This is a genomic window from Microcoleus sp. FACHB-672 (assembly GCF_014695725.1).
Lineage (GTDB): Bacteria > Cyanobacteriota > Cyanobacteriia > Cyanobacteriales > Oscillatoriaceae > FACHB-68.
In genome coordinates this window covers 18,083-43,814 of the sequence record NZ_JACJOU010000005.1, presented here as the reverse complement: position 1 = coordinate 43,814, position 25,732 = coordinate 18,083, and the positions used below count along the sequence as shown (strand labels likewise).

At 46.8% G+C, this 25,732-nt stretch carries 17 protein-coding genes; 11 read left to right on the top strand and 6 right to left on the bottom strand.

The window, feature by feature from the left end; all coding sequences use genetic code 11:
* Positions 1–546: 546 nt before the first annotated feature.
* The 6 genes from H6F56_RS02555 to H6F56_RS02530 all read left to right on the top strand — a co-directional run bounded on the left by H6F56_RS02555 (position 547) and on the right by H6F56_RS02530 (position 9,478).
* Positions 547–1,530 carry a FecR family protein gene (locus H6F56_RS02555; RefSeq protein ID WP_190665297.1) on the top strand — a complete coding sequence of 328 codons (984 nt, stop codon included), beginning with the start codon at positions 547–549 and terminating at the stop codon, positions 1,528–1,530.
* Positions 1,531–1,923: 393 nt separating this feature from the next.
* Positions 1,924–3,732, top strand: a complete 1,809-nt coding sequence (locus H6F56_RS02550) for a CHASE2 domain-containing protein (RefSeq protein ID WP_190665296.1) — start codon at positions 1,924–1,926, stop codon at positions 3,730–3,732.
* Positions 3,733–3,923: 191 nt separating this feature from the next.
* A complete protein-coding gene (locus H6F56_RS02545) occupies positions 3,924–5,978 on the top strand; it encodes an S-layer homology domain-containing protein (RefSeq protein WP_190665295.1) in 2,055 nt (684 codons plus the stop codon).
* A gap of 401 nt (positions 5,979–6,379) precedes the next feature.
* Positions 6,380–7,594 carry a hypothetical protein gene (locus tag H6F56_RS02540; RefSeq protein ID WP_190665294.1) on the top strand — a complete coding sequence of 405 codons (1,215 nt, stop codon included), beginning with the start codon at positions 6,380–6,382 and terminating at the stop codon, positions 7,592–7,594.
* A 129-nt stretch (positions 7,595–7,723) separates the two neighbouring features.
* Positions 7,724–7,861 carry a hypothetical protein gene (locus tag H6F56_RS02535; RefSeq protein WP_190665293.1) on the top strand — a complete coding sequence of 46 codons (138 nt, stop codon included), beginning with the start codon at positions 7,724–7,726 and terminating at the stop codon, positions 7,859–7,861.
* 153 nt (positions 7,862–8,014) lie between these two features.
* Positions 8,015–9,478, top strand: coding sequence for a hypothetical protein (locus H6F56_RS02530; RefSeq protein WP_190665292.1), 1,464 nt, complete (start codon positions 8,015–8,017; stop codon positions 9,476–9,478).
* 477 nt (positions 9,479–9,955) lie between these two features.
* On the opposite strand, the gene H6F56_RS02525 is transcribed toward H6F56_RS02530, so the two are convergent.
* Positions 9,956–10,414 carry a helix-turn-helix domain-containing protein gene (locus H6F56_RS02525; protein ID WP_190665291.1) on the bottom strand — a complete coding sequence of 153 codons (459 nt, stop codon included), beginning with the start codon at positions 10,412–10,414 and terminating at the stop codon, positions 9,956–9,958.
* A 290-nt stretch (positions 10,415–10,704) separates the two neighbouring features.
* On the opposite strand from H6F56_RS02525, the gene H6F56_RS02520 reads away from it, so the two are divergent.
* On the top strand, positions 10,705–12,087 hold the full coding sequence (locus H6F56_RS02520) for a cytochrome P450 (RefSeq protein WP_190665290.1): 1,383 nt from the start codon (positions 10,705–10,707) through the stop codon (positions 12,085–12,087).
* A gap of 27 nt (positions 12,088–12,114) precedes the next feature.
* On the opposite strand, the gene H6F56_RS02515 is transcribed toward H6F56_RS02520, so the two are convergent.
* The 4 genes from H6F56_RS02515 to H6F56_RS02500 all read right to left on the bottom strand — a co-directional run bounded on the left by H6F56_RS02515 (position 12,115) and on the right by H6F56_RS02500 (position 19,726).
* Positions 12,115–13,419 (bottom strand): ATP-binding protein, encoded by a 1,305-nt coding sequence (locus H6F56_RS02515; protein ID WP_190665289.1) that lies wholly within the window; start codon positions 13,417–13,419, stop codon positions 12,115–12,117.
* Between the two features lie 145 nt (positions 13,420–13,564).
* Positions 13,565–18,982: an ATP-binding sensor histidine kinase gene (locus tag H6F56_RS02510; RefSeq protein WP_190665288.1), complete on the bottom strand. Its 5,418-nt coding sequence runs from the start codon at positions 18,980–18,982 to the stop codon at positions 13,565–13,567.
* A 45-nt stretch (positions 18,983–19,027) separates the two neighbouring features.
* A complete protein-coding gene (locus H6F56_RS02505; protein ID WP_190665287.1) occupies positions 19,028–19,183 on the bottom strand; it encodes a hypothetical protein in 156 nt (51 codons plus the stop codon).
* A 189-nt stretch (positions 19,184–19,372) separates the two neighbouring features.
* Positions 19,373–19,726 (bottom strand): hypothetical protein, encoded by a 354-nt coding sequence (locus H6F56_RS02500; RefSeq protein WP_190665286.1) that lies wholly within the window; start codon positions 19,724–19,726, stop codon positions 19,373–19,375.
* Positions 19,727–19,894: 168 nt separating this feature from the next.
* Here H6F56_RS02500 and crtO point away from each other — a divergent pair, with 168 nt between their 5' ends.
* The 4 genes from crtO to H6F56_RS02480 all read left to right on the top strand — a co-directional run bounded on the left by crtO (position 19,895) and on the right by H6F56_RS02480 (position 24,288).
* A complete protein-coding gene (gene crtO, locus H6F56_RS02495; RefSeq protein WP_190665285.1) occupies positions 19,895–21,589 on the top strand; it encodes a beta-carotene ketolase CrtO in 1,695 nt (564 codons plus the stop codon).
* Between the two features lie 199 nt (positions 21,590–21,788).
* On the top strand, positions 21,789–22,901 hold the full coding sequence (locus H6F56_RS02490; protein ID WP_190665284.1) for a saccharopine dehydrogenase family protein: 1,113 nt from the start codon (positions 21,789–21,791) through the stop codon (positions 22,899–22,901).
* Positions 22,902–23,077: 176 nt separating this feature from the next.
* Entirely contained in the window at positions 23,078–23,428 is a 351-nt protein-coding gene (locus tag H6F56_RS02485) for a hypothetical protein (protein WP_190665283.1), read from the top strand.
* A 338-nt stretch (positions 23,429–23,766) separates the two neighbouring features.
* A complete protein-coding gene (locus tag H6F56_RS02480) occupies positions 23,767–24,288 on the top strand; it encodes a hypothetical protein (RefSeq protein ID WP_190665282.1) in 522 nt (173 codons plus the stop codon).
* Positions 24,289–24,479: 191 nt separating this feature from the next.
* Here the strand turns inward: H6F56_RS02480 and H6F56_RS02475 are convergent, their stop codons facing one another.
* Positions 24,480–25,721 (bottom strand): cation:proton antiporter, encoded by a 1,242-nt coding sequence (locus H6F56_RS02475; RefSeq protein WP_190665281.1) that lies wholly within the window; start codon positions 25,719–25,721, stop codon positions 24,480–24,482.
* Positions 25,722–25,732: the final 11 nt, after the last annotated feature.

The window sequence follows — 25,732 nt, the reverse complement described above, 5'->3', positions numbered from 1 at the left end:
GATTCATTCTGCCTTTAAATGCGCCGGCTGTTTGCCCAAGATTAGAGGGTATAGACAAATTCTGTGAAAAGAAAATTGTTCTAACCCCGATTAATCGGCTATGGTTTTAGCTATTTACTTGGAGAAAGTGATGATTTTTTAATGGAAAGGCCGGCACGGAACACACACAAATTTTAGGTAAAAAAGGAAATCATTTAAAGGTAAATAATAAAAGAAATCTGTCATTTCTCTCATTTCTCTATAATAAAAATTTTAGAAATTTCATTAATCTCCAACCTCTAGTGAATTTTCATGAAATCTTAAACCTTCAGGCCGATTAAATTAACCGTAAAATTAAAAAGCCGGTTTGACAGCGGTTGTAAAAATATAGCAGGTTGCAAATTTTGGATTTAAATATCAGTGATGGCAAAATCGCACATCTACCCGTTAAACGCTCTAAATCGGTTAAACCCCCAAAATCTTGCAAGGTTGACTCCTTACTCAGTCCAAACTCTAATTAACTGGAACAGGAAACCTAATCAGGTAATTGTCTTGGAGTGAGTATCTATGTTAAATAAAAATTCTTTCATTCGTTATTTATTGTCATTTGGCAGCGCCATCGCGGCCTTGTTTCTGGCGGTTTTGGTGACTAAACCGGCACCCCTTAAAGCTGAGATACAAAATAAGCCGGTGAGAAAGGCTCATCAAAAATCGATTGTTGCGAATGCCCTCTCAGACATCGCCCAAGATCCGCAGTCGCCAAAGCCAGTCATGGTAGAGGTACAGGAAGTGAAAGGGAATGTGGTTTATGGGCCATCCAGGCAACCCGTGACACTAGGACAGCGCTTGCAAGCCGGTGGAGGGGAACTGATCACAGGCGATAATTCCAGCGTTCGTTTATTTATCAATGACCATATTGGATCGGTCGAAGTGTCAGAGAAAACAACCCTGACGCTCAAAACCCTCTCCAATGGCAACACATCCTTTTTTGTGAGCATAGGGAAGGTGAGGCTATCGGTTGGGAAAACTTCAAATGACCTCTACAGCGGGAATCAACCTTTAGAAGGAAGCGAAAAATCCCTAGTTGCTCAAAGCAGATCAGGTCGAACTTATCCATTAAGTATTGAAACGCCTGTTGGTATTGCCGGTGTGCAGGGAACCTCCTTTGGCGTTAATGTTGGCCCTGACGGAAAAACCGGCATTTCCACCATTCAAGGAAGCGTCGCCGCCTTAGCGAAGGGGCAAGTGGTATTAGTGAATCCGGGTCAGTATGTTGTGATCAGCCCTGGAGACGCGCCCACAACCCCGCAAAAAACTCCCCCACGCGCGAAATTTATCTCGCTTCATGTGAGAAGAGTTAGTGGGAATGCGGTGCGTGTTGTGGGTCAAGTTGATCCGTTAGACTTAGTATTTATTAACGGTAGAGCCATAGAAACCAAACCGGATGGCCGGTTTTCAACCTTAGTGGAACGACCTTTAAGCCGCCGGCTGAAGTTTGTTATTCGAGGGCCTGAAGTGCGAGAAACATTTTCCGAAATAGCGGTTAATTAGTATAAGGTTTTTAATGGTTAATAAAAATTAAAGGGCCGGAAATAGAAGATAAAGAAGTTTCTATTTTGTCAAATAAAACCTGCCGAATGAGAAAGTTTGAGTTTTGACGGCAATGCGATGGCTGAATAAAAAGTTTTGAGTTTTTTGAATTAGGGTGCTGCTGTGAGACAATTTTGAGTTTTGTAAGCGGCGGTCAGATTTAAAGCATCAGTCAAGCTGGGAATGAAAGCGAGCTGCAATGTTTTAAATTTGACCGCCCAGCGTTTTATTGTGTTCTAAATTTTAAGTAAAAAAATAATAATTTTGGCTTGAAAAGTAGGACAAATAGCAAGATTAACGCTGGCAAACTCACCATTGCACTGAAAGAACTCATCACTTTTACAGGGTATTAGCATGGTGGTCAAAAGCTGGATTCAGCGGTTTCAGAATTACCTGGCCGGCAATCATCCCAGATTTCCTGGGGTGGTGGCGGCGGCTGTGGCTATGGGGATGTCACAACTGGGTTACTGGGAGCAATTAGAGCAGTTGGGTTACAACGCTTTATTTAAAATCCGTCCGCCAATTGGCTGGGATGAGCGAATCGCAGTGATCGCCATTGATCAAGCGAGTTTGCAAGAGTATGGCCAATTTCCCTGGCGGCGTGATCGCTACACACAACTTTTGCAAGCTTTAAAAAAGTCACCACCGGCAGCAATTGGATTCGATATTTTATTTGTTGCGCCCAGTCCTTTAGACGCTGCAATGGCAAAGGCGATAGCGTCTAAAGGCAACGTTGTCTTATCTGTAGCTTGGGACGCGGAAGGCAAGCTACTGCCACCTGTGCCGGTTCTTGACAAAGCCGCAGCGAATGTCGGTCATATCTTGCACGATCCTGATAAAGACGGGATCAGCCGGCAAGCAACCGTGTTTGTCGAATCGCTGCCGGCCCTCGCGCCCGCTATGCTAGATGTTTATAAAACCCGTGCCGGTGTTCAATTAGCATTGCCCAAGCCAGATGCCGGTGAGAAAATGCCAAAAGTCTGGATTAACTGGCCCGGAACAACTCAAGCATTACCCACTTATTCCTTCGCAGACATCGTAGAAGGTCGAGTTGATGCCAGCGTTCTTGCCAATAAATTAGTGTTAATTGGCCCAACGGCAATCGGCATGGACCCGCTCAGATCGCCACTCAACCAAGATCCACCGACCGCTGGAGTTTACCTCCACGCCGCTTTAATCGATAACTTATTAAATAATCGGCTATTGCAACGAACACCAGAGTGGGCGGACATTTTGCTGTTGCTGGTGATTGGTGCCGGCACCAGTTGGCTGTTGTTTAACCGACAACTTAAAGACCGAATTGTCATCGGCCTAATTTTACCACCGACTTGGTTTGCCATCGCCCTCACCGCCTTCATCGGGGGCAACCAATGGCTGCCGATTGCCGCCCCTATTAGCACCATTTTATTAGCCGGTCTTGGCGTTCAGTTACGCGAACAGTATGAAAAGCAACAGCTAATGAACTTGTTTGCCCAACACGTCGCCCCAGAAATGGCAGAAGTGATTTGGGAACGCAAAGAAGAAATTTTTGAAAACGGGGAACTAGAAGCCCAAGAACTCACCGCAACGGTTTTATTTATGGATATTCGGGGGTTTACCACAATCTCTGAAACCTTGGCACCCCGCGAATTGCTCACCTGGCTGAATTTATACCTAGATGCGATGGCTAGTTGCATCATGGAACATGGCGGCATCATTGACAAATATATTGGGGATGCGATTATGGCCGTATTTGGCATTCCCTTTCCGCAAGCTCAAGAAGAACACGTAAAACGGGATGCCACCGCAGCTATTACAGCCAGCCTTGCCATGCACGAGCGTTTGCAGGTGCTTAACGAGCGTTTTCAAGAAGAAAATCGGCCTTTGATTCGGTTTGGAATTGGCATCCACACCGGCCCTGTGATCGCCGGCACCATCGGGGGAGCACAGCGGCTGAGTTATTCAGTTCTCGGTGATACAGTGAACGTAGCGGCGCGGTTAGAGGCGATGACAAAGAATTTGACTTCCGACAATCCTTATCAAATTTTGCTGACTGATCGGACGTTTGGTTATGTGAGCGATCTTTATGCCGGCCAAGAATTTGGTGCGATTCAACTGCGGGGCAAGGAAACAGAAACGATGGTTTATTCGATCTTAGGTAAACTGCCGGTGAAAACCGACTAAAGGCTGGGTGTAATGACTACAAAAGCTTAGTTGCAGCCTAATCGGCAGCCGGCTGAAATTTCCAGGCTTTAAAGACGAATGAGACGAACTAACGTCATCTGTCAATATACCTAGTCCCTCATCCCTCAGCCCCTAAAATAAATGCAACGCTTGAAAGCAAATCCCGTAGGTGTGGGAGTTAAATATTTGTCATGAAACAGAGTTCTTTTGCTTTACTGAGCAGGATTATTATCGTTGCCGCCGGCCTTACCCTGGCCACTTCTGCGCCGCCCGGGTTCAGTGCCACAACTGCAAAAACTGGACAAACCCCAGCAAAACCGGCACCCCAGCAGCCATCCGAGATTGAAAAGCCGGCTCTGCTTTCTCAGTGGCAAGAAAGCTGGGATACTGCTGTGATCATGGCCCCCATGATTACAAATCAAGAAGCAACCGGGTTTACAATCCAGCTACAGGTGCTCAACAAGCCGGCAACAACCTACGCGAATGCCGTTTATCAACTGTTTGTCCGTCAAAATGATCGATGGCTGCCGGTTTATACCAGCACCGGCGCACGACTGCTTGCCAATGAAGCCGGCTCAGTTGCCTTAGAACCAGAAGTTATTCCCATCACACAGCTGGCTAAGGTGCTAGGTAACGACGCAAATATGGGCAATTTGGCTCTCAAAGCAGTGGTGCAGTTGCGATATGACCTCCAAAGCGGCGCGAAGGAGCAACAGCTACAGCTAGAGACAACCCAATCCTACGGCTTGACGAAACTGGCCACAACTGCCCAACAAGGCAACACCGGCACGCCTACCACGGTACAAACTCCCGTCCAGCAAGGCAACACCGGCACGTCTGCCACGGTACAAACTCCCGTCCAGCAAGGCAACACCGGCACGCCTGCCACACCCGCTACAACCGCTCAGCCGCCTTTAACAACGGGTTCCCCGACGATGGGAAAAGGGCAATTCAGCCTAGGCATCCGTCATTCCTCCGATGTGATTGCTCGCATTTCCCTGAAACCAAGGCGAAGCAACGGCTATTTACGAGAACGCTTTATCGGCGATTTTCGTTACAAGCCCAACCAACGCGCTAAATTCATGCAGGGGATTTATCCGGGTGATCGCATTGTCGTGCGCTTGTACGATTTGGAAAACCGCGCGATTGGTTACAGCGAGTTTGAACTGCTATTTGAAAACACAGCAGTTAACTTGGTCGTGCCCAGTGATCCCGCTCAATCCCGTGCGCTGCGGACTGTCTACGGGATGGACACCAACGCTGATGGCTCAATTGATCCCGGCACTGTTGTCTACGACTATTTCACTAAAATTAGCAGCGCTCCTGCCGGCGCTGAAAGTGTTAGCTTCCTCACCAATTTAGATACGATTGACACCAGCCGGTTTCAAGCTGAGGGGTTACTCGCACCGCCTCGCACCAGCATTTACACGCCTTCCTTGGAAAGTGGGGCTTTTTCTTTAGCGAATCGTACCGTTAACCTATTCGGCTCAGATTTGGCACCGGCTTTAATCGCTCAACCGGGGAAAGTGGTTCAGGTTATTAACCTCAGCGATAGCAGCACCTTAACTTATGACGTGAGCCAGTTGGCGGGACAGTATCGTGATGAAGGCGTCAGTCAAGGGATTCAAGTGCGCTTTCCCGATGTGCCGGCAGATCACTGGGCCAAAGATTTTATTGCCGAGTTAGCCGCAAAGGAAGTTCTCAAAGGCTTTCTTGATGGCACCTTTCGCCCAAATGAGCAGGTGACGCGGGCGGAGTTTGCCGCCATGATTCGCAAAGCGTTTAATAAGCCCAAAACTCGCAATGCGGTTGCGTTTGCCGACGTGCCGGCTAGTCACTGGGCAGCCGGTGCCATTCGCGAAGCTTATGAAATGGGCTTTTTTGAACAAGGAAACTTTAACCCGGATAAAAAGCTAGATCGGCTTGACATTTTGACGATATTAGCCAAAGGATTGAACTACTCGGCCAAAGGCTCTCCTGACTCGATTTTGCAGGTGTACAGCGATAGCGGTGCCATTCCTGGGGATGCCCGAACTTTAATCGCAGCGGCAACGGAACAAGGCTTGGTGGTTAATTATCCCAATCTTAAGGTACTCAATCCCAAGCAAATGGCAACGCGGGCTGAGGTTGCGGCGTTTCTCTACCAAGCGCTGGCGAGCACCGGCGATGTGGCGAGGATCGCTTCACCCTACGTCGTGGGAGGGGCGGCAGGTGCCGGCGGTAAAGGTTCCAGCAATCAGCCTTAGCCAAGGGTTGAGCTTTAATAGGGCGGGTTTTCTGGCTCGCCCTCACCGGCTCTGTAGAATTTTACAATGAGCAAACAATGCTGCCGACTGGGCACATCTAGAAGATGCCACAGTTTATTCCTGAAAAAATTGAGCCAGAGATGAATTTTTCAGAGAAGCCGGCTCTGTAATAGACTTTTGGCAAAAGAATCTGTGTGGGATCGGGGTTTGGGGCGAATTTGGCAGAAATTGCTCGCTGATTTTCCTAGCTTACTCGCCCTAACCCCGATTTTTGCAGGAAGTCTCATGTAAACAATGCTGTAGCGCCGACTTTTAAGCAGTCTGTCAACATTCGTTTTATGCTGAAATTTAAGCCAGATCGAGGATAGGCAGATCATCCAATCATAGGGCAGTCAATATTTATGCGTTATAAAGTTACTCACCGGCTCACAAAGCAGCAAGACGACCAATTAGCGATCCTAGAAGTGGGTGCGATTCAGCCTATCCAAAATTCCCAGATCGCTGGTGAGGTTGTGATGGGCAAAGTTGAATCTGCATCCACACAGCAAGCCGGTAAAAGCTTTACCAACTACTCTGCGGCGAAAGAACTCGTTTGGCAGCGCCAAGTCAAAGTAGGAGATCAGCTGGTATATCATCAGGTAAAAGATGATGGATATGGCTGCTTGAGCTTTTTCCGCGCCTCGGTGAATGTGAGTGCCGGCGCTGATGTAACGTTGCAGAAGGCTGCCTCTATAAGCCCATCGGCACCACCAAACCTGCACTCTGAGCCAGCTATTATTCCTCAAGATTCTCCCGACTTGCCGGCAACTGAACCACATTGTGACTCTTCATCGGTACGCAGTGCGGTTAAGGTGGGATTGGCGGTTAATTTGCTAGCGCTAACAGTTGGTGGGTATTTATTACAGTTTTCTCCTGCCGGCACTGAAGCAAATTTTGCCCAGAAAACAACGGAAGAACATCAACATCTGGGAACCGTTCAGAATTCGGTTGTGCCGGCACAGTCCATTCCTTCAAATCATATTGATGATTCAGACGTCTCAGGGCCGGCGCAAGCTCTAGTTGAAGCGCAAGGTCACCAATTGTTGCAAACTGCCTATCGTCATGCAGTTGCCAAAGATTTTGCCGGCGCAGTAAACGCGCTTAAACAAATTCCCCAGGAAACCTCAGCCTTCGCTCTCGCTCAAACCAAGATTGTTGAATATAGCGAACTACAGCATCTTCAGTTTGAAACGCAAGCGCACCAATTACTGCAAACTGCCTACAATCTGGCGGGGGAAAGCGATTTTGCCGGCGCGATTAGCTTCATCCAACAAATTCCTCAAGGGACTGTTGCTTACGCCAAAGCTGAACCCAAGTTAGCTGAATATAGCCAAAAGCAGCGCATTCAGGCAAAAACAAACGGATGGAATGTTGGGGCATTGCCAGATCCCAACCCCATCATTGTTTCAACACTGCCTGCCCCTGTGCAAATCAGTAGTCTTGCCGATTTTACGGCTGTTTCACCCCACACCGGCACACGGGTGCTGTCCTCAAATCTCAACCCCGGCAACATTTTCCAAGAAATCGCCCCTAAACCAGCCTTTCTATCTGCTCCGGAAACCAAGATAGAGGGATAAATTTTCCCCAATAATTGAATTGCCGGCTCGTCTCTTCATCGGCTGCTGTGCGCCTGTGCTTCGGCGTTTGCTTTGTTGTGGCTGCAATTTTACGCACTTTTACTGAGAACAATTGAATCGCTAAGGCGAATGAATCCTGAGCGATTAGAAATAGAACCGGATAACAGAAGGTGGGGGCATCGACTGCCGGTTCGTGACAAGCTTGGCCACTATCCTCCACCAGATGGTGCGCTTTTACGTCAAAGACTGGGCTATGGGCAGGTTTGACGCCGGCTCTTAGGCATCAGAGGCTGTAGCGGCGCTCGCTGAGTTGATTAGTTCTTTTGAATGGATGGCGGTGTCAAACACTGCCGAGCAAAGGCACTCTCTCTCACTCTGGATTCCGGAGTCCCAACGACAGCTTACCTTCCTCTTGCGATTATGCCACCGATCACTGAATTAACCCTGGCCATACAACAGTCAGAGTCTGCTGAAGATTCTGCCGGCAGCATCGAGTCATCCCCTTCGCTGTGCGTAGAAGAATCAGCACTGAACACTCAGGACTCTGCAATGCAACGAAGCAGTCAATTAACTCTTCCTTTAGAAGAGTTGGAGTCTACTGAAAATAGTGCCGACAGCGCTGATAAGCTTGATTCTATCAGCATGGAAGATGCTACAAGCAGCGTTGATAAGTTTGATTCAATCAACATGGAAGATCCCATCGGCAGTAGCGAACAATCTGATTTACTAAATTTTGAAAATGCCGGCAATAGCGAACAATCTGATTTACTAAATCCTGAAAATGTCGGCAGTAGCGAACAATCTGATTTAGTAAATCCTGACAATGCCGGCAGCAGCGAACAATCTGATTTAATAAATCCTGACAATGCCGGCAGCGCTGATGATTCAGCCATCAACATTCTTGCCACATCACCAGGATTTCACGAAGCCAATCATACAGCTACGCCTCAAATTTCTAAGCTTTCTGTGCAACTAACACTTTTGGGACTTGGAGCCGGTGTTGCTGCAAATGCTGCGGCTGTAGGATTTGCCGGTTATAATCTGTTCCTCGCTCCTCCCTTAGATCCGGGACTGGAGACATTTGCCAAAGCAACAGAACAATATCAGGCGGGAGATATCAAGCAAGCGGTTGCGCTGGCTAAATCGGTTGCTTCATACAGTTCTGCCTATCACGAAGCGAATACCGCGATTGAAGAGTGGCAGCAAACTTGGCAAGTAGCCACTCGTCAAGTTTCAATGGTTGAACAAGCTTTTAAACAAAGCCGGTGGCGGGATGTGCTTGAGGAAGCTGACAAGATCCCGAAAATTGCTTCTTGGCACAAAAAAATCGATCCAATGGTTCAGAAAGCGGCAGTCAAAATGGATGGGGAAGTCCAGAAGCTGTTAAAAACCGCATCTGAACAGGCAAGCGCTAAAGATTTTAGTGGCGCTTTAAAATCGCTGAAACAAATTCCCAAAGGATTGCCTGACTACGCCCCAGTAGAAGCCAAAATTGCTGAATACACTACCAAGCAGCGCATTAAAAGTGAGGCGGTGGGACATCAGTTATTGCAAAAAGCTTACAACCGGGCAGCCGCTAAAGATTTTGCCGGTGCTATGGCTTATCTAAAAAAGGTTCCTAAAGGATCAACCGCCTATTCTACCGCTCAAACAAAGCGGGCTGAATACGGTAAAAAGCTACGCATCCAAAATCCACCTAAATCACCAGGAATTAACCGGCAGGTTGGATCGGCACAGCAGCAAAAACGAGCAGCGCTCCCAACTGAGCAGTTAATCAGTAGTAATGATGGGGTGCCGGCTGTTTCTGTGCGAAGTTCTCAAAGTCTCAATCCCGGTGATTTTTTACAAGAAATTAATCCGATGCCAGGTGTTTGGAGAGGGTAAAAAGAGAATTGACTGTGCGAATTTAATTAACTGAGAGCGGGTAATTTAGGCAGTCGGTTAAAATTTACGCTTTCCTTTGTCTTTTTTTGCCGTCTTCTCTTCTAGTTTTTAATAATTTGCATCTGTTCTCGCTATGTGATAGTTGTTTGCCCTCATCCATTAACAGTTGAACTCTGTTCCAGTCAGTATAAGACTAATAATGCGATTAAAAGCACTTTTTGAAAACTCGTTTTCTCTACTAGAAAACGAGTTTCTTGTATTGAATTTATGAAACAATTATGTTATAATTTTTTTTGATAAGTTTGAAATAGCATAGATTTTTATTATTAACCGCAGATAAATGTAGATGTTGGCGCAGGCTGCCGGCAGTCATAGGCAAATATTGGAGTTCATTAATTTGCTTTGAGCGGCAGATGTTACTGAAGTTACAGTGATTAATTTTTATACTCGTTTGCTCTTTCCTGGCCAATTCGAGGTTTAGAGAGACGATTTAACCGAATTCTTTGCCAGTTTCATCTTTGCTTTTAGCTTATAGCGAACGGTTCGGTAAACCACATAGTAATCAACATCTACTCCGCATTCGTCCCGAAGCCATAATTGAATATCTCCATAGGTTCTGAATACCTCTGGATTTTGGAGTTTTTGCTTAAGGCGTTCTATGGCTTCTGCCGGCAGAGAACAAGGTTTGCCGGCAGGCTTATAAAGCTTTAGTAAGCCTGATAATCCGTCAGTTTTATATTTTTGAAACCAACGATAAATCGTTGAAGGATCTTTGACTAACAATTTAGAGAGGGCTTCCAACGTGGTGACTTGACCCGACTTCAGCAAGTACAGAGCCTGGAGCCTTTCTTTTTTTTGAAGGTTACTCTCTTTCTTGAGAAGAGTCTTGAGTTCGACGGCGGTTTCAGAGATGTCTAATTTGATCTGGTTCGCCATGTGACAATTTCTCGGAGTCAAGTGAAGCTAGCTTAACTCAGGCAAGTTTATCACCAACTCGGAGTTTCTGGAACTTTTTAAGAAAAACCTGTCCTGATGTCAGCTTTTTTAACAAAAGGTGGGTAGATGAAAGAATCTACTGGGACAACAGAGGGCCGGCTCGCAAAGCACATTCTCGCTTTTGCTGTATCCTAATGTCATAAGAACTCGCTGACCTAAACAATCCTCAATGGCAGCAGCTAGCGCATTTATTACAATCAACGCATCAAGTAATATTAAGGAAAGCAGCAATGAAACTGCCCAATATTGTTGATACCCCTCCCTTCCTACAACTGGTGCAGTGGATTACTGACCCTTTAGGATATATGGACGCCAATGTCGAGCGCTATGGGGACATCTTTACGGCAAGGCTTGGCAAGTCTAAATCAGTCGTGTTCGCCAGCCACCCACAGGCGATCCAAGAAATTTTTACTGCCGATCCTCAGCAGTTTGATACGGGTCGCGTTAATCAGACTATACGCCCTTTGGTGGGAGATCAGTCTGTATTTTTGATAGATCGTGAACGTCATCGGCGAGAACGCCAGCTGTTAATGCCGCCCTTTCATGGGGAACGGATGCGAACCTACAATCAGCTCATTCGCAATATCACAGAGCAAATAACCAGCCGGTGGAGTGTTGGGCAAACGTTTTCAGCCCGTGAAGTGATGCAAGAGATTACCCTGCGGGTGATATTGCACGCAGTATTTGGTTTGGATGAGGGGGAACGCAGCCGGCAACTGCAACATCGGTTGGCACAACTCATGGATATGACCAGCTCTCCCCTGCGCTCTAGTATGCTGTTCTTTACGTTCCTACAACAAGATTTAGGCGCTTGGAGTCCATGGGGACAATTCTTACGCCGGCAGGAACAGATGAATGAACTTTTATATGCGGAAATTCGGGAACGCCGGGAAAACTTAGATCCTTCCCGTACAGATGTGCTGACGCTGCTGCTGCTGGCGCGTGATGAAGCCGGCGAGGGAATGAGTGATTTGGAATTGCGTGATGAACTAATCACGCTGCTCGCTGCCGGCCACGAAACCACCGCAACCGCCTTAGCTTGGGCGTTGTACTGGGTTCACCGGCACCCCCAGGTGCGAGAAAGGCTGGTAGAAGAATTAGACAGTATCCGTGACAACCCAGATCCCACAGCCTTTTTCCGTCTGCCTTATCTCTCTGCAGTATGTCAGGAAACACTGCGAATTTATCCAGTCGCAGTGATCACATTCGCTCGCGTTCTCAACACTCCCTTCCAACTGATGGGTTACGAGTTAGAACCAGAGACACAACTGGCCGGCTGTATCTATTTAACCCACCAACGACCCGAATTATATCCAGAACCGAAGCAGTTTAAGCCAGAACGCTTTTTAAACCGGCAATTTTCGCCTTACGAATATTTACCTTTTGGAGGAGGCAACCGGCGCTGTTTGGGGCTAGCTTTGGCACAGTTTGAAATGAAGTTGGTACTAGCAACTGTATTGTCTCAGTGGCAGTTGGCGCTGGTAGACAGCCAGCCGGTGAAACCTGCACGCCGGGGTTTGACTTTAGCGCCTGTCGGGGGTGTGCAGATGACTGTCACGGGTCAACGTTTGCGTCAGGAACGCACTCCCCAAATGAGCGGCAGTGGCGTTTAACTTGAGCCTTTGGGGGTGCTGCCGGCACTATGTTTTAAATTGCTCGGCTTCTACTAAAATCGGATTCACATCAAACCAGCGTCCCCGTTCATCTTGATATTCAAATATAAACTGACTGCATCGCAAGATTTGATATTCGGTATTGTCTTTAATAGTTTTGTCTCGCGCAACTTGGCGCAGCAGTTCCCATTCATTGGATTCAACTGCTCGAATCAGTTCTTTGCAGCGTTCTTGAATAATGCTTTCTAAACGCTGATGCGGGATAGGTAGATCGCCTTTGAGAATACAACGATACAGTAGCGCTAATAAGTTTCGAACATGACCGCCACTGATAAAACACAGCCGGTTTAGAGTTTCAGGCGTATCAAATACCTCTGTTATGAAGTTTAACCGTTGCTGCGGGTCAACATCGGGAAACGCCCTCACCAGCACCACTTGTTGCAGCAGCGCCATTCCCTCCTCGCAGTTGCCTCCATCCCGCCGGCGCACAGGCACCATTGGTAATACTTTCGGTTCCCTGCCAAAGTTGTCGATTAGTTTGTCTGAGTCTGGCGAGTAAACCAGCGCCAAGAGAAGGGTGTAAATAACGTGGCAGTGAAATTGGCTTAATTGTTTACCTCTGTCAATAAACAGATATTCTGGCTGGGTGCGTCCCGAAGGCAAGCGGCGGAGATCGACCCGTTCCAAGTTATCTACAATCACAACTAATCCTTTTTTGCCGCGCTGTTTGAGTTCCTGGGTTGCCGGTTCAAGTAGTTCTTGATTGATTGCTTGCAAAAGGTTGTTAATTTGAGGTTCCAGATAGCTCCTTAATTCAGAGCGAAGTTGGAGATTGTCTTTCGCTTTAGTGGTAATTTTCCGAATGCCGGCAGATAGCGAAAACCCGGCTTCTTCTAGTTCAAAAAGTGTTTGCGACAACTCTGCTGCGGGTTTGAGTAAGGCTTTCAAGCGTTGCGGTTGCAGATTAATTTGAAGCTTCTCAAGGCTTTCACTCACCTGACCGGCAATTACCAGCAAAATATCACTAATATCAACATCTACCAGCTCTAAATCTTGGCTGGCGTTGCAATAGACAATATGAAATCCTTGCACATCCAACTCAACTTGCAGCCGGCGCAGTTCTATTTCTTTCCAGCAGCCAATATGTGCAGTAAATAGCTGACAGGTTGGCTGAAAGCGTGCCTGGGTAATTGTTTGCTTGAATTCGTCAATCAGCCGACGACCTCGAGCCGGCGTCAAATCGATATAGTAAAGATCGCCGCTCTCATTTTCTCCCGTTACTGTCTTGCTGGGGTTAACCGCTTTATAAAATTTCTGGATATCTAATGTCAAAAAAAACCTCATCCTGACATCGAATTTTTCGTGCCCACCGTAGTGCCCGTTCTATTCTATCAACGCAGTGAGTCCACTGTTCAGGACTTTCTAAACTGCGCCACAGCGATAGTTGATCTACAGCGTTTCAAGCAGGATCGATAACTTAACTCCGAACTGGGAGGAAGATGGAAAACTCAGTGCCTTGTCCCAATTCCGACTGGACTTCCAGCCGGCCACCATGTTTCTCGACCACAATCTGACGGGCAATCGCTAATCCTAATCCTGTTCCCTGACCCACCGCTTTCGTGGTAAACAGATGGTCAAAAATGCGCTGCTTCACCGCTTCTGTCATGCCACTACCATTATCAGCAATGTTAATCATCACCCACTCGTTATCTTTCATTTCTGTCCGAATCGTGATGCAATTGGGACTTGCTTGAATCTCCTTAAAACTATGTCCCTGATTCGAGTCTTCCAGGGCATCAATCGCATTGGCAAGGAGATTCATAAACACCTGATTGAGTTGTCCAGGGAAGCATTCAACTGCCGACAAGTTTCCATATTCTGTGACCACTTTGATCGCCGGTCGGTCATCATTAGCTTTCAATCGGTGTTTGAGAATCAAAATTGTACTATCAATTCCTTCATGAATATTAAAGGGAACTTTGTAATCTTTATCCGCTCTGGAAAACGTTCGCAAGCTGGTACTGATATTACGAATTCGTTCTACTCCCAATTTCATCGAGTCGATTAATTTCGGCAAATCTTCTTGCAGATATTCTATATCGATTGCTTCAATTTCATCTGCAAGTTCTGTGTCAGGATTGGGTAGTTTTTTCTGATACAAGTCGATCAGTCTGAACAAGTCTTGAATATAGTCTTGTGCTGGGTCTAGATTGCCGGCAATGAAACCAACTGGATTATTAATTTCGTGAGCGACTCCAGCAACTAAATTCCCCAAAGCAGACATTTTCTCGCTCTGTACAATTTGTAATTGTGCCTGTTGTAAATCTTGTAAAGCTTGTTGCGCTTCTTGATAGAGTCTTGCATTCTCTAGAGAGATTGCAACTTGAGAAGCCAGCAGATTAATGACTTTTAAGCGCTCCTTGGTAAATACCCCTCTGGTGAGTTGATTTTCTAGATAAAGTATTCCCACTAGGTTTTTTTGATTGAGAATCGGTAGACAAAATACACTCTGGGGTTGATAGGTGAGCATATATTCTCCCATAACCCCAGGAATGTCTGTTTGCAAGTTATCGATGAAAATTTTTTGTTGAGTATTCTTAACGTAATAGATAATTTTCTTGGGAATATCTTGACAAAGCTCTACAGGTTGTGATTCAAGGATAGTTTGGATATAAGCCGAGGAATTGCTGTCAAGATGAATCGAGGTAATTGCCCTAACTTGCCATGTATTTTTTTCGGGTAAAATGAGTACCGCTTTTTTGGCTCCAGAAGTTTCTAAGAGAATTCTGGTTAAGCTAGTAATCAATTCATCGAGTTTAATACTACTAGAAATCGCTTGGGCAGCTTTAAGGATGGAGGCGAAATCAAGAGCATCAGAAATACTCGTAGTGCTGGTGGAAGTGTGAGTCGATAACGACACAGAATTCCGAGTTAAAGTGGTAATAGTTTCTAAGGGATTGAAATTGAGTTCTTGCTGTTGCAAGATGGGTTTAAGGAGTTGAGGATAGCGTTTTTCTAGGTCATTGATTTTCGCTTCTGCGCCCCAGCGAGCATAACCGTAGTAGGCTTCCTGCATATAAGTTTGAGCAATTTTTTCTTTGCCCCATTCCAAGTAAAATTTGGCGGCGAGTTCGTTGGCTAATGCTTCCTCTTGGATATAACCGTTTTCCTTGGCTCCTTTAATTGCTAAATCATAAAATTCTAGAGCTTCTGTTTTGCAATTAAGGAGTTGATGCTTTTGGGCTTCAACTAAATGATATTTGTGCAAGTAATTCATAGGGCCATAATCTGCCCAGTCTTTTAGCTTGGCTTGATTTTCTTGCATTCGCTGCCATCGTGGCTCTGACTCCGATATCGATTCAGGAGGAGTGGCTAGCACATTCAGAGAATCATAGAAGTAGAAGATCGGTTCAACGATACTTCCCATCCCTCCAGCCAAATAGTGTCGCGTTTGAGCGCCGTCGTGTTCGGCTTTAGCAAAGTCTTCCAGCCAGTAATTCAAGGTGAATCGATATAGGTAGAAGAAGGATAGCCGGTAAAAATCGACTTTGGCCTCAGCCAGGACTTTTTCTTCATAGGCATCCTGGCGTAAGGGAATTTCGTCCTCTGACTGACCCAAGAGAATTTGAGCCGCCTGCCAGTACGCCAACACACAGTTTGCTGCTGTGACTTGGTGGAGGTCGCACAACTGTTGGTAATAGGCGCGAATTTGCGGTTCGAGTTCAGCGAGCGGTTGACCGCACCAATAAGCATTGAAGCAGTACAACTGTGCGTCGTAGCCCATAAATTCTAGATTGCCGGTTTCTAATCCAGCTTGATAGCCTTCCAGCAGAATGGGCAGGGTTTCTTGCAGATGGATCGTCCAGTGTCCCACATATCCCCCCATCAACAGGGCTGTTGCGGCTCGAATATTTTTGGCATCTGGCTCTGAGGCGAGTTGGTATGCTAGTTGCCCAAACTGAGGCACCTTGCTCATGTCTGACCACAAGGTTCTGAGTTGGAAGGCATAACCGGCATAGCAATAGGCCGAAACCGGACTATTGCCAAATTGAATCGACAACTTGACTTGTAGCGCAACGACCAGGAAATAGAGCTTTGAGCCGGTCATGTAACAGACGGGTGTCAGCCGAGCCGCATTTTGCATAATGGCGAGCTGCTGGCGATCGGTCATTGCCGGCAGATGAAGGAATGACTCAATGGAGCGACCCTCAATTAAGGCATCGATTTCCTGCTTCACCTGCCGAATATCCTCTAGTGTTGTTTCGTCTGGCAGGTTCACGCCCAACATTTGGAAGACCGATTGACCGATCGCGATCGCCTCTAAAAATTGATTGCGGGCGACCAATGCTTGGATTCTGACTTGATAAACTTGCACCTGTTCTAAAGGCGTTTTCGCATGATGAATCACCGATTTAATCCACTGATCCATCTGCTCAAAATCGCCTACTAAGAAAGCGACCTCGGCAGCTAAGTTATATAGGGATAGCGCCATTTCATAGTGCCGGTGCCAAGCGTCTGTTCCTAGTAGTTCCAAACCCACTTTGGCATATTCACGGGCAGCTTGATAAGCGGTGGCGGATCTCGCTTTGTGGCAAGCAGTTAGGTTGAGTTGTGCGAGTTCATCCCGTTCCTGTTGTTCCTCAACCAGTGTGGTTCCATAGTTCAACTGATTGACGATTTCAAAGATGCGCTCTTCTCTGGCGGCTGGGGAAACTTGTCGCAGCAAAAGTTGTCCGATTTGGTAGTGAGTCGTCTGTTTTTGCTCGTCAGGGATGAGGGAATAGGCAGCTTGCTGAACGCGATCATGGAGAAAGCGATAGGAACAGTTAAACGTTGCTGCCTGGTAGACTTCAGCCACCTTCAGTTCTGCCGGCTGATAAAACTTATAGACCTCGGTGATGGGTAAAATCACGCCTTCTTGCAAGGCTTTCCAGAGGTCGATAGCGGTATCTTCGGGTGATTGCTCCTTGATAATCGCCAGGGTCGCCAAATCGAACTGAGCGCCAACGCAAGCCGCCAGTTTCAAAACAGTCTGGGTTGCAACCGGCAATTTTTGCAACTGAAGTGCCATAAACTCGACAACATCATCCGTGAGCGCAAGTAACTTCACCGTTGCCAAGTCGCACTGCCAATGTCCTACCTGGTAGTCAAACGAAATATAGCCGTCCTCATGCAGCGCTTTGAGAAATTGGGTGAGGAAGAAGGGATTACCCTTGGTTTTTTGATAGACCAACTCCGTCAGCGGCTGAGCCAGTTCAATCGAGCAACTCAGTGTATCTGCCGTTAACTGATTCACATCCGCTTGGCTGAGGGGTTCCAGTGTGAGGGTATGGATCAGGGTTTGAGCTTTTTTAATCTCGTCGAGCATCAGCATCAAAGGGTGAGTCGGGAATACCTCGTTATCCCGATAGGCTCCTATGATGAACAGATAACCACGATCACGTTCTGTCAGCAGTAGCTTCAGCAAATTCAGAGAAGCCGAATCAGACCACTGCAAGTCATCGAGGAAAATGACCAGTGGATGCTCTGGCGTGGTGAACACTGTGATGAATTTCTGGAACAGCAGATTGAAACGGTTCTGAGCGGCGCTGCCGGAGAGTTCTGGCACCGGCGGTTGCTGGCCAAGTACCTGTTCGAGTTCAGGAATCACCTCAATTAGCACCTGGCCATTGTCACCTACTGCCGCTAGGATCTTCGCTTTCCATGCTTGCAACTGTGCGTCATCACTGCTCAGCAGTTGACCCATTAGGTCGCGGAAGGCTTGGACAAAGGCGCTAAACGGAAGATTGCGGTTAAATTGGTCAAACTTGCCTTTGATGAAATAGCCATGCCACCGCACAATCGGCTTATGCACTTCATTGACGATGGCGGTTTTACCAATGCCGGAAAAACCTGCCACCAGCATTAGTTCGGAGGCTCCGTTGGCAACTCGTCCAAAAGCATCAAGCAAGGTATAAACTTCTTGTTCTCGTCCGTAGAGTTTTTCGGGAATCAAAAAGCGATCACTGATATCCCGTTCACCTAGCTGAAACCAAATGAGTTTGCCCGCACCCTGATACTCTTGCTGGCATCGCATCAAATCATGCTTAAGACCGAGGGCACTTTGATAGCGATCTTCGGCATTCTTGGCCACCAGTTTGCGAATGATTTCACCGAGTATGATGGGCAAATCAGGGTTGAGATCGCAGACAGAGAGTGGTTGCTTAGCGAGATGGGCATGAACCATTTCCATTGGCTCGTCAGCTGGGAATGGTAACTGTCCCGTGAGCAGTTCAAAAAAGGTAATTCCCAAGGAATAAAAATCGCTGCGATAGTCAATCCCCCGGTTCATCCGTCCAGTTTGTTCCGGTGAGATGTAGGCTAGGGTTCCTTCTAAAACGTTGGGATTTTGAATCTCTTGAGTTTCACGGGGCAGGAGGGAAGCAATGCTAAAGTCAATTACCTTAATCTGCCCAGTTTCTGGCTGAATCAGAATATTGGCTGGTTTAATATCTTTGTGAATAATTCGTTGCTGATAGAGCTGGTGGAGGACATCCACAACCTGCAGGGCAATTGGCCAGAATTGTTCGACAGTCAGAGGGGAAGCATGAATGTAATGACGTAGGGAGATGCCACCGATGTCTTCCATCACCAAGGCATAGCCATTGGCATAAGGTTCTAGACTAATCGGTTGGACAATGCCTGGGATGTCGAGATTTTTAGCGATCGCATACTGATTACGAAACTGCACCAATTCGCTGAAACTGGGATAGTCGTGCCGCAATGTCTTAATCACCACCGGACATTGCTGCGAGTTTTGCACTCCTCGATAGACAGCCGTCCTGGAACCTAGATACAGTTGCTCGACCAAGGTATAGCCAGAAATTATTGGCAGTTGCTGTGCTACAGGAGTCATAGGTTTATAAAGAGAGCTTTTATTTTAATAGGATGCCCTAAAGTCTTAGTTAAGTAGCAGACTTGTTGGGAAATAAACTGGTTTAACGACGAGGCTTTCCGCTTCTTTTCCAAAATTATGCTGCATCAAGATAAAAATTGTTAAGAAATAAGCTAGTTTAAGGGCGAGGTTTTCCGCTTCTTCTCCAAAGTTATGCTGCATCCATAGAGAAGTTCCACAAACTCACTGTGTTCAGTAGTAGCGTTTAAATTGACCTTTTGGGAGTGATGCCGGCTCTATATCTTAAAGCGAAAACTCGGCTTCCCCCAGTTCAAGAATTGTTTGCAACAACTCTGCTGCGGCTTTGAGTAATGCTTTAAAGCGTTGCGGTTACAGATGAATTTGAATCTTCTAGATGCTTTCACTCACCTGACCAGCAATTACCAGCAAAATATCACTGATCTCAATATCTACCAGCTCCAAATCCTGGCCGACGTTGCAATAGACAATATGAAATCCTTGCTCATTTAACTCAACTTGCAGCCGGCGCAGTTCTATTTCTTTCCAGCAGCCAATATGTGCAGTAAATAGCTGACAGGTTGGCTGAAAGCGTGCCTGGGTAATTGTTTGCTTGAATTCGTCAATCAGCCGGCGACCTCGAATCGGCGACAAATCGACAAAGTACAGATCGCTGCTCTCATTTTCTCCCCTTAGTGTCTTGCTGGGGTTGCACGCCTTATAAAATCTGCGTGTATCTAATGTCATTACAATTGCCTGGAATTGTTATTTTTTTTGGCCGTGTGTGGGCTTTTAACACTCGTCTCTGCCGGCAACCCTCGCACCCCTCGGATTAATCTCTGTCGCGTGGTAGAGCCTGAGAATTTGTTAACTTTTATAAGATAAGCCCAGTCCAACTCTCATAAAACTTCAGCTATGCAAACATATGATGTCATTATCATAGGAGCCGGTCATAACGGGCTGGTCTGCGCTTCTTATCTCCTCAAAGCTGGGTATAGCGTTCTATTATTAGAAAAACGTTCAGTCCCCGGTGGTGCTGCAACAACCGAGGAAGCCATGCCTGAAGAGGCTCCTGGTTTTAAATTTAACCTCTGCGCGATTGACCACGAATTTATCCACCTAGGGCCGGTAATCGAAGAATTAGAACTGGAAAAGTACGGTTTAGAGTATCTGTGGTGTGATCCAGTCGTTTTTTGCCCCCATCCCGATGGCAAATACTTCTTGGGACATAAATCCGTTGAAAAAACCTGTGCTGAAATAGGCCGGTATAACGAGCGCGACGCTAAAAAATATGCAGAATACACAGATTTCTGGCAGCGCGTCATTGGCGCGATGATTCCCGTTTTCAACGCACCGCCTAAGTCTGTTGTTGATATTGCCGGCAACTACGACATAGAAAAGCTGAAAAAATTACTTTCTGTGATCGGTGGTCCTGACAAGACGCTGGACTTTATTCGCACCATGCTCACCAGCGCGGAAGATGTCATAAATGAATGGTTTGATTCCGAATTTTTAAAAGCACCCCTGGCAAGACTCGCAGCCGAACTTGGTGCGCCTCCCTCCCAAAAAACTATTTCTGTGGGCGCGATCATGATGGCAATGCGTCACAACCCCGGTATGGCAAGACCGCGTGGCGGCACCGGCGCTTTAGTGCAAGCATTGCTTAATTTAGTGAAAGCTTTAGGCGGAGAAGTTCTCACAGATCAGCACGTTGAGCGAATCTTAATTGATGACGGTCGGGCCGTGGGCGTTCGGGTGGCGAATGGCACAGAATATCGGGCAAAACGCGGCGTGATTTCCAATATTGACGCCAAGCGCGTGTTCTTACAACTGGTAGATGAAAGCGATGTGGACTCTGCTGATCCCGAACTGCGAGAGCGCTTGGAACGCCGGATCGTCAACAACAACGAAACTATCCTCAAGATTGACTTGGCGATGGACGAACCACTACGGTTTGAGCATCACGAACACAAAGATGAGTATTTAATCGGTTCAATTCTAATTGCTGACTCGGTTAGACACGTTGAGATCTCGCACAGTGAACCGAGCGTTGGCAAGATTCCAGATTCCGATCCCTCGATGTATGTGGTGCAGCCGACGATGCTCGATCCATCAATGGCACCCCCCGGTAAGCATACGGTTTGGATTGAGTTTTTTGCTCCTTATCAAATCGCCGGCGCGGAGGGAACCGGCCTGAATGGCACCGGCTGGACGGATGAACTGAAGAACCAAGTGGCAGATCGCGTTGTCGATAAGCTTGCCGATTATGCGCCGAATGTCAAAAAAGCCACAATCGCTCGCCGGGTGGAAAGTCCAGCGGAATTGGGCGCACGTTTGGGAGCCTATAAAGGCAATTACTACCACATCGACATGACGCTGGATCAGATGGTGTTCTTCCGCCCCTTGCCAGAGTTGGCAAACTATAAAACGCCGATAGAAGGGCTGTTTCTCACAGGGGCCGGCACGCATCCGGGTGGGTCTATTTCTGGGATGCCGGGACGCAACTGTGCTCGCATCTTCATGCACACACAGCAGCCGATCGCTCAGACCCTAAGTGATGCGGCGAATTCTATTAAATCAACGGCAAAGGATTTGTTTAAGAAAACGTGAGGGGTTCCGGGGCATGGTAGTACCATGCCCGCACAAGGATAAAAAAGTTTCTGTAGGCTTTTGGGCAAGAACTTTGAAACTTGAAATCTGCTTACTGGCCCCTTTTTCATTTTTCATTCTAAATTGTTCATCCTTTCTGCAGATGAATGGGATCACTCAAAAATGATGAACTGAAGGTAGTGTTAGCGATGATTAAGAGATGACACATCGTGTTTTAATTCTTGGCGGACGAGGGCGCATTGGCAGCAGTGTGGCGAGAGATTTACTCAACCATACGGATGCGCGAATTATGATTACTGGGCGTAACGCAGATACAGCGGAGCAGGTCAGTGATGATTTGGGTCCTAACGTAGATTTTGTGGCTTTGGATTTGGCGGAACACGAGGTGGTGAGGAAAGCGATCGCCGATTCTAATTTAGTGGTTCACTGTGCCGGCCCTTTTCACTATCGAGATGCAAATGTTCTCAAAACTTGCATTGAGGAAGGTGTGAATTATGTGGATGTGAGTGACAGCCGCAGTTTTACCCGCAAGGCGTTAGATTGCACTGAGGCAGCAAAGGCGGCTGGGGTGACGGCGATTATTAACACCGGCATCTTTCCTGGGGTTTCTAATAGCATGGTGCGCCAGGGCATTGAGCAGTTAGATGAAGCGGAACGCATCCATTTAACCTATGTGGTGGGGAGTTCTGGCGGTGCCGGCATGACGGTGATGCGAACGACGTTTTTAGGTCTGCAAAGTCCTTTTGATGTTTGGCTCGATGGTCAGTGGCAACAGGTGAAGCCTTACACCCAACGCGAAACGATTCAGTTTCCCGCCCCTTATGGCAAGACCGGCGTTTACTGGTTTGATATGCCGGAAGCTTTCACGCTGCCTGAATCCTTCCCTGACGTGAAAACGGTGATTACCAAGTTTGGCACCGCCCCGGATCTTTACAATCACATGACTTGGATCGTCGCAAACTTGTGGCCATCGAGTTGGTTACGGAATAACGCGGTGATTGAGTTTCTCTCTCACGTCAGTTATCGCATGACGAGTGTGACCGATCGGATTATCGGGACTGGGGTGGCGGTTCGATCTGAGGTCATGGGACGCAAGAACGGAGAGCCGGCGACTTTTTGCACCAGTGTGGTGCATGATAACGCCGCAACTGCTACCGGCATTGGCACCGGCACCATTGCTGAGTTCATTTTGTCTGGCAAGCTCAACAAGCCTGGAGTGTGGCCGGTTGAACAAGCGCTACCAACTGATTTATTTGAGCACTGCTTAGAAAGTCGCGGCTTGAAGATTCATCAAGAAGTGTTACAGCACTAACCGTCTTTATCTGTCTATATAGTTATTCATTGTTGCTGTAACAATTTTTAAGTTCCCGAATGCTTGAATCTGCCTGCCGGTAGAAGTAAACGCTGGAGTTGTCAGCGTAATATGCTTCTTATAGCCAAACGTCGCAGTACAATTTCCCAACAAAAATGTCAGAGGAGGTATTTTATATGCAGCGGATTTTACAAGCTTTAGGGCAAGCATTACGCAAGAGCGTTGTGATTGTGTGCCTAATGACTTTACTCGGGGTGTCCGGTTTATTCATTTTTGCTCCTCAGCCAAGTTATGCAGCAACAGCCGTTAGTAAAAAGCCGGCTCTACCCGATCCCGATGTCCTCGATCCTCAAGCCGGTCTGAGTCGGGAACAGGCTTATGAGGAAGCCGTAAAGGAAGCTCAAAGTGAGACAAGCATTGAGAAGGTTTACGAAGAGAATTTAGAGGAATACAAAGATGAAAATCCCGAACCAGGCTTAATCCAAAAAGCCGAAGAGGCCATTGAGAAGGTGACTGGTAACGATTAGTTTACAAGGAACTAAATGGTAGGTCTGATGCTATATAAATAGCTTAATTTTTCCTTCCAAAGTTTCAAAAATAACTCCATTTAAACAGTTGTTTGGATGGAGTTTTTAGTATTAAATATTTTATTCTTAAATTAAGATTGTTATATTTAATTAAATAAATTTAAACTAAATCTTAAAGATTGAAATGAAAGAAATGGCAAGGATATTTTATTAAATAAAAGTTAAAAAGGTTATAAAAACTACAGAAAAAAGTCACTCTTCAGAAAGATGTTTGCCGGGGAATTTAAAGAGTAGGTTTAAGAAAGAATACGCAATTGAACACAAAGGAAAAAATACTAATGAGCAACGACATACGCAATACAAACGAACCGGATGCCAACCGTGACCCGCTTTCCGGTCAGCCTGGAGCACATCCAGTTGGTACAGGGATTGGTGCTGCCGGCGCAGGTGCTGCCGGTACAGCGATTGGTGCAGCAGTTGGTGGACCCGTGGGTGCGGTTATAGGCGCTGTGGTGGGTTCAGTTGCGGGTGGATTAGCCGGCAAGGGTGTTGCTGAAGCTATCGATCCCACCGTGGAAGAGGCTTACTGGCGTGATAACTATACCTCTCAATCCTACGTTGAACCGGGGATGGCATATGACGACTATCACCCGGCCTATCGCACCGGCTATGAAGGTTACAGAACCTACTCCAGCACAGGCAAAAGCTACGACGAGCTAGAGCCGGATCTACAACGTCATTATGAAGCGGATCGTGGCCAGTCACGCTTAGGTTGGGATAAAGCCAAGCATGCAACCCGTGATGCATGGAACCGGGTGGAACGGGCGGTTCCCGGTGACATCGATAGAGACGGACGCTAAAAGCCGGTGTTAACTGCGCTTTATAGCTTAGGTAAATGGTTTTAGGGTTTTTGGGTTAACGGCGTAATTTGCCGGTTTGTTCGGACACCGGCGAATTACCAAATAACAAATCAGATCTGACGAAAAAAGCAGGAAGTCGCATTAGAGTTTTCAGCGATTTCCTGCTTTCTCCGATGGAAGGGTGGGTTAGTTCAATTTTCTACGATGGAAGGCTGGGTTGGTTCAACCTTGTCGTGATACCAGTTCATTAAAGGCGTTGAACTAATTCCGTGGATAATTACAGAAATTACAATTGTTGTATAAGTAATCCAAGCAAGTCGCTCACCTGTTTCATCTTTTAACCCGTGGCTAAATGCATAGGCTAGATAATATAAAGACCCAACACCGCGAATGCCAAACCAGCCAAAGAGCCAGCGGGTTTTTGGTTGCCAATACCCGCCTAGTGTACTCAGCCACGCTCCGAGCGGTCGAATGACTAAAAGCACCAATCCGCCGATGATTAGGCTGTCGCCGGCATAGGTTATCATCGGTTGAAATCGCAAGAGCGAACCTAAGAGCAAAATGGTAGCGACTTCCATGAGTTTTTCAATTCGCTCTGTGAATTCTAGCTGAGAGAGCGATTTTTCCGGATTGTGGTAAGTTTTCTGAAAGACTACACCTGCAACAAAAACAGCGAGAAATCCATAACCATTGACAAATTCTGTGAGGGTATAGGTGAGTAAAATTGTGCTGAGAGCAATAAAATCTTCCATCAAGTTATCAACAGGGCGGTATTTTTGAAGTAGCTTGTCAACCCAAGCTATTGCTTTTGCTACCACAATTCCCATGACGATGCCGGTGGCAATTGCCCAAATTAAATCGATGGCAACCCACTGTTTAAGCCAGTTATCCCAATTGTTATCTTTTAATGCGTGAAGCCCAAAATAAACAAACGGAAAAGCCAGCGCATCATTTAAACCACCTTCTGAAGTCAAGCCAAAGCGCAATTCGTCTTTATCTTCCATGTGGGCCATCTGAACTTCGGAAGCCAAAACTGGGTCAGTCGGTGCGAGAATGGCTCCTAGGAGAATAGCAGGACCCCAACCAAAACCTAAAATCCAATGGCCGGCAGCAGCAATGGCAAAGATGGAAATTGGCATTAAAAATCCAATCAGACGCGCCGTTATATTCCACGCCCACAATTTCAGGGGTCGCTTCATTTTGAGGCCGCAGCTAAAGACAGAAACAATAACAACAAATTCCGTGATTCGTTCTAAAAATTTGGCGTCGGGTCGTAAGTCAATTAGCTTAACTCCGTATGGACCCAACACAATACCAACAAGCAAATAAATCAGGGCGTAGGATAACGGTAAGCGTGAAATCCAGCCAGAACCGAGGGTGACGAGAAGCAAAAGAAAGCCGATGACAAACAGGCTGACAAAGTAAGTATCCACAAAAGCGTTCG

Excerpts from the sequence above, each read along its gene's own strand:
- H6F56_RS02555 (WP_190665297.1), top strand. The coding sequence starts at position 547 with ATGTTAAATAAAAATTCTTTCATTCGTTATTTATTGTCATTTGGCAGC.
- H6F56_RS02550 (WP_190665296.1), top strand. The coding sequence starts at position 1,924 with ATGGTGGTCAAAAGCTGGATTCAGCGGTTTCAGAATTACCTGGCCGGC.
- H6F56_RS02545 (WP_190665295.1), top strand. The coding sequence starts at position 3,924 with ATGAAACAGAGTTCTTTTGCTTTACTGAGCAGGATTATTATCGTTGCC.
- H6F56_RS02540 (WP_190665294.1), top strand. The coding sequence starts at position 6,380 with ATGCGTTATAAAGTTACTCACCGGCTCACAAAGCAGCAAGACGACCAA.
- H6F56_RS02535 (WP_190665293.1), top strand. The coding sequence starts at position 7,724 with ATGAATCCTGAGCGATTAGAAATAGAACCGGATAACAGAAGGTGGGGG.
- H6F56_RS02530 (WP_190665292.1), top strand. The coding sequence starts at position 8,015 with ATGCCACCGATCACTGAATTAACCCTGGCCATACAACAGTCAGAGTCT.
- H6F56_RS02525 (WP_190665291.1), bottom strand. The coding sequence starts at position 10,414 with ATGGCGAACCAGATCAAATTAGACATCTCTGAAACCGCCGTCGAACTC.
- H6F56_RS02520 (WP_190665290.1), top strand. The coding sequence starts at position 10,705 with ATGAAACTGCCCAATATTGTTGATACCCCTCCCTTCCTACAACTGGTG.
- H6F56_RS02510 (WP_190665288.1), bottom strand. The coding sequence starts at position 18,982 with ATGACTCCTGTAGCACAGCAACTGCCAATAATTTCTGGCTATACCTTG.
- H6F56_RS02505 (WP_190665287.1), bottom strand. The coding sequence starts at position 19,183 with ATGCAGCATAACTTTGGAGAAGAAGCGGAAAACCTCGCCCTTAAACTA.
- H6F56_RS02500 (WP_190665286.1), bottom strand. The coding sequence starts at position 19,726 with ATGACATTAGATACACGCAGATTTTATAAGGCGTGCAACCCCAGCAAG.
- crtO (WP_190665285.1), top strand. The coding sequence starts at position 19,895 with ATGCAAACATATGATGTCATTATCATAGGAGCCGGTCATAACGGGCTG.
- H6F56_RS02490 (WP_190665284.1), top strand. The coding sequence starts at position 21,789 with ATGACACATCGTGTTTTAATTCTTGGCGGACGAGGGCGCATTGGCAGC.
- H6F56_RS02485 (WP_190665283.1), top strand. The coding sequence starts at position 23,078 with ATGCAGCGGATTTTACAAGCTTTAGGGCAAGCATTACGCAAGAGCGTT.
- H6F56_RS02480 (WP_190665282.1), top strand. The coding sequence starts at position 23,767 with ATGAGCAACGACATACGCAATACAAACGAACCGGATGCCAACCGTGAC.